The organism is Clostridium sartagoforme AAU1 (assembly GCF_000401215.1).
In the GTDB taxonomy this organism is placed as follows: domain Bacteria; phylum Bacillota; class Clostridia; order Clostridiales; family Clostridiaceae; genus Clostridium; species Clostridium sartagoforme.
Genome location: NZ_ASRV01000157.1, coordinates 1 through 4,350, shown reverse-complemented (window position 1 = coordinate 4,350; position 4,350 = coordinate 1). Strand labels below are relative to the sequence as shown.

Sequence of the window (4,350 nt, the reverse complement as noted above, 5' to 3'; positions counted from 1 at the left end):
ATACTTATTATCTTATTAATTAATATTAGAAATTTATTCATATACATCACCCATCTGTAAAATTTTTACAATTTAATTATAAACGGAATTTTACATAATATCAATAAGATAATTAAGATAACTATGTTTAGAAAAACTTTGCAATTATTTAAATCAACCTAATTGAGTAAAATTGTTTTATAAAATACTAAATAGAGTACATAAAAGTGTAATATTGTATTATAATATCATTATGTAAATTTTGGACAAATAAATTATTCATAGGAGGACTTTATGGTTGAAATAGTTGAAAGATTATCTTCTGAATTAGGGATAAGTATAACTCAAGTAAACAATGTAATATCACTGCTTGATGATGGTAATACAGTTCCTTTTATTTCAAGATATAGAAAGGAGCAAACAGGTGCTTTAAGTGATGAAGTGCTAAGAAAATTCCAAGAAAGACTTATATATCTTAGAAATTTAAAAGAAAGAAAAGAAGATGTTTTAAGGCTTATAGATGAACAAGGGAAATTAAATGATGATATAGTAAAAGCTTTAGAAGGTTCAAAAACTTTAACAGAAGTTGAAGATATATATAGACCTTATAAACAAAAAAAGAGAACAAGAGCTACTATGGCATTAGAAAGAGGATTGAAGCCACTTGCAGATATTATATTAAATGGTGATTTCAATGCTAATTTAGATGATGAAGCACGTAAATTTATTGATGAAGAAAAAGGTGTGAATAGTAAAGAAGATGCATTTAACGGTGCATTAGATATAATTGCAGAAGCAATATCTGATGAGGCCAAATATAGAAAGTGGATAAGAGAATTATTGTTTAGAGAAGGAAAAATACAATCAAGCGGTGAAAGTGAAGAGCATACACCATTTGAAATGTATTATGAATATAGTGAAGAAATAGCTAAAATACCTCCACATAGAATTTTAGCCATAAATAGAGGAGAAAAAGAAAAAGTATTATCAGTAAAAATAGTGGTAAATGAAGATAAAATCATAAAATATTTAGAAAGTGAAATATTAAAAGATACTGATATCACTGATGAATACTTAAAAATAGCAATAAAAGATTCCTTGAAAAGATTAATATACCCATCTATAGAAAGAGAAGTTAGAGGCGAGTTAACTAATATAGGTGAAGAAGGCGCGATAAAGATATTTAAGGAAAACTTAAAGGCTCTATTAATGCAACCACCTATTAAAGGAAAAGTAGTTATGGGATATGACCCAGGTTTTAGAACAGGTTGTAAGATAGCTATATTAGACAGTACTGGAAGGTTTTTAGATAAGTCAACAGTATACCCAACAGCGCCACAAAATAAAGTTAAAGAAACCAAAGATATACTAAAAGATTTAATAAATAAGTATAATGTAGAAGTAATTTCATTAGGAAATGGAACTGCTTCAAGAGAATCTGAGGAAGTGGTATCTGAAATAATATCAGAAATAAAGAAAGAAACTGGAAAAGAAATAGCATATGTAATAGTTTCCGAGGCAGGGGCATCTGTTTATTCAGCTTCAGAACTTGCTACTAAAGAATATCCCAATTTAGATGTTACAGTAAGAGGAGCAATATCTATAGGAAGAAGATTACAAGATCCTATGGCAGAGTTGGTTAAGATAGACCCAAAAGCTTTAGGGGTTGGGCAATATCAGCATGATGTTACAGCAAAGAAGCTTGATGAATCCTTAAAAGGTGTTGTTGAAGACTCTGTAAATAAGGTTGGGGTAGATTTAAATATTGCAACACCAGCATTACTTACTCATGTGGCAGGCATAAATTCAAGTATTGCAAATAATATAGTAAATTATAGAGATGAAGTTGGCGGCTTTAAAACCAGAAAAGAATTATTAAAAGTAAAAAGACTTGGGCAAAAAGCTTACGAGCAATGTGCAGGGTTCTTAAGAGTTATGGAGAGTAATGAACCTTTAGATAACACCTCAGTTCATCCTGAATCTTATGAAGCAGCAAGAAAGTTAATTAAATTATTAGGATATACCAAAGAGGATTTAAAAGAAAATAATCTTAAGGATATAGATGAAAGAGTAAAAGATAAAGGCCTTTCAAGTCTTTCTAAGGAATTAGAAGTTGGAGAACTTACACTTTTAGATATAATAAAAGAACTTAAAAAGCCAGGTCGTGATCCAAGAGAAGAAATGCCAAAACCTATTTTAAAAACAGGAGTAATGGATTTAAAGGATTTATCAGAAGGTATGATACTTATGGGAACAGTAAGAAATGTATCTGATTTTGGAGCTTTTGTTGATATTGGAGTTCATCAAGATGGACTTGTTCATAAAAGTCAAATGGCGGATAGATTTGTAAAACACCCATTAGATATAGTTAAGGTTGGAGACATAGTAAAAGTTAGAATTTTAGAAGTAGATAGTAAGAGGAATAGAATTTCACTGTCAATGAAAAATGTTAACTAGTTATTTTGCTTCGCAAAATATTACAATTGTTAAAAAAACTACTTGCAAAAATCAATATATGGACATATAATATAAGTGTAATAATAATATAAATAAATTATCTTCAGGGCGGGGCGTAATTCCCCACCGGCGGTATAGCCCGCGAGCTAAAGTTTTAGCATGATTCGGTGAAACTCCGAGGCCGACAGTATAGTCTGGATGAAAGAAGGTAAGTGGTTAGATATTGCTTAATTTTTATTTTTAAGCACATCTTATTTCTTATGGATTTTAAGCCCTGATATATTTTAGTATATCAGGGATTTTTTATTTATTAGTATTAAATCTGCTAAGAAAAGGATGAGTAAGTTAGTAAAATAATAATTAAACTAATGTCATAGTTATTTAAATCTAACCCATTGCCCCAGGGGATAGACTTTTGGGAGGAGAAAAAATGAACAATCAACAAAACAAAAACCTAAACAAATTTATTAAAATATCACTTTTAGGTGCAATAGCAGTAGTGCTTATGTACTTTGACTTTCCAATACCATTTTTACCATTTCCATGGCTTAAAATTGACTTAAGCGATATTCCAGCACTTATGGGAGCATTTGCTTTTGGACCAATGGCAGGTATTGTTATAGAATTACTAAAGAATTTATTAATATTAATAGTTAAGGGAACAGGAACAGTTTTTGTAGGAGAAATAGCTAACTTTATAGTAGGAGTTTCTCTAGTTGCTCCAGCAGCATGGGTTTATCATAGAAATAAAAGTAGAAAAAATGCACTACTTGGGATGATATTAGGAACATTATCGATAGAAATTATAGGGATATTAGCAAATGTATATTTATTATTGCCAGCATTTGGAATGAGTATGGTGAAAGAGGAATTAATTAAATATGTTACTGTAGGATTATTACCTTTTAATGGAGTAAAAGCTATATTGGTATGTGCAATAACATATATATTATATAAGAGGGTTTCAGTAGCAATTTTTAAAGTAGATTCAAATTTTGATAATTCTAGAAAAAGTAAACTAAATTCAATATAAAAATTAAAGCTAACTATTATATTTTTAATAGTTAGCTTTAATTATATTTTAGGAGTTTTTTTTAAGTACTTATTTTGATACATTTTATTATCTATATGATCAAAAAAATCGTAAATGTCATTAAAATCATTGGAATATATACAATAGGAATAACTAAATTTTATAGGATATTTGTTAACAGAATTATAAACTTCGGTAATAATATTTAAGAATCTTATATGACTTATAAATTCTTCATTAGAAGTATTTTCTATAATTATTATAAACTCGTCCCCGCCCATTCTGATAATTTTAGATTTTTTTTTAAAAGCTTTATTTAAAAGTAGTACAAAGTTCTTTAAGACATCATCACCAACTTTATGGCCATAAGTATCATTTATACTTTTAAATTCATCTAAATCTATATTAATTGCGCCTAGTTTAGATAAATTCATTGTAAATTTATTTGTTTTAGAAACAAAACTGTTAAAGAAATTTCTATTAAAGGCACCAGTTAATGGATCTGTTTCAAATAATTCTTGCTGAAATAATATATAAGAAAATATAAGTACTGTAGTTATACTTCCCCAAGTTAACAAGAGTTCAGGAATAAACAATTCCAGTACAGAAGCAGTAAAAGGGAATATATACATAATGCTTATAAAAATATATATATCATTAGGAATAGTATGTTTATGTTTTACTAAAAATATATATATGCTTATATAATAAAAAGTGCCTATTAAAAAGGGAATTATTGAAAATTTTTCATTTTGGAAAAAATTATTTTTATCAATAGAAAATATAATATTAAACTTTAAATTTATAATAAGGAGTACAGTATTTATAAATAATGGTATTTTAAAGTATTTAACTTTTAGTATATTTAATTTTTTTATTTT

The 4,350-nt window shown here is 27.7% G+C and carries 3 protein-coding genes and 1 riboswitch; of the genes, 2 read left to right on the top strand and 1 reads right to left on the bottom strand.

Annotated features, from left to right (window positions below; all coding sequences use genetic code 11):
- Positions 1-273: 273 nt before the first annotated feature.
- Both A500_RS12915 and A500_RS12910 read left to right on the top strand, forming a co-directional pair.
- Positions 274-2,436, top strand: a complete 2,163-nt coding sequence (locus A500_RS12915; RefSeq protein ID WP_016208026.1) for a Tex family protein — start codon at positions 274-276, stop codon at positions 2,434-2,436.
- Positions 2,437-2,531: 95 nt separating this feature from the next.
- A riboswitch (FMN riboswitch) is annotated at positions 2,532-2,650 on the top strand.
- Between the two features lie 216 nt (positions 2,651-2,866).
- Positions 2,867-3,469 (top strand): ECF transporter S component, encoded by a 603-nt coding sequence (locus tag A500_RS12910; protein WP_040436862.1) that lies wholly within the window; start codon positions 2,867-2,869, stop codon positions 3,467-3,469.
- A 41-nt stretch (positions 3,470-3,510) separates the two neighbouring features.
- On the opposite strand, the gene A500_RS12905 is transcribed toward A500_RS12910, so the two are convergent.
- The gene (locus A500_RS12905; protein ID WP_157453664.1) at positions 3,511-4,101 is read right to left on the bottom strand and encodes a GGDEF domain-containing protein; all 591 of its coding nucleotides are present in this window, start codon (positions 4,099-4,101) and stop codon (positions 3,511-3,513) included.
- Between the last annotated feature and the right edge of the window lie 249 nt (positions 4,102-4,350).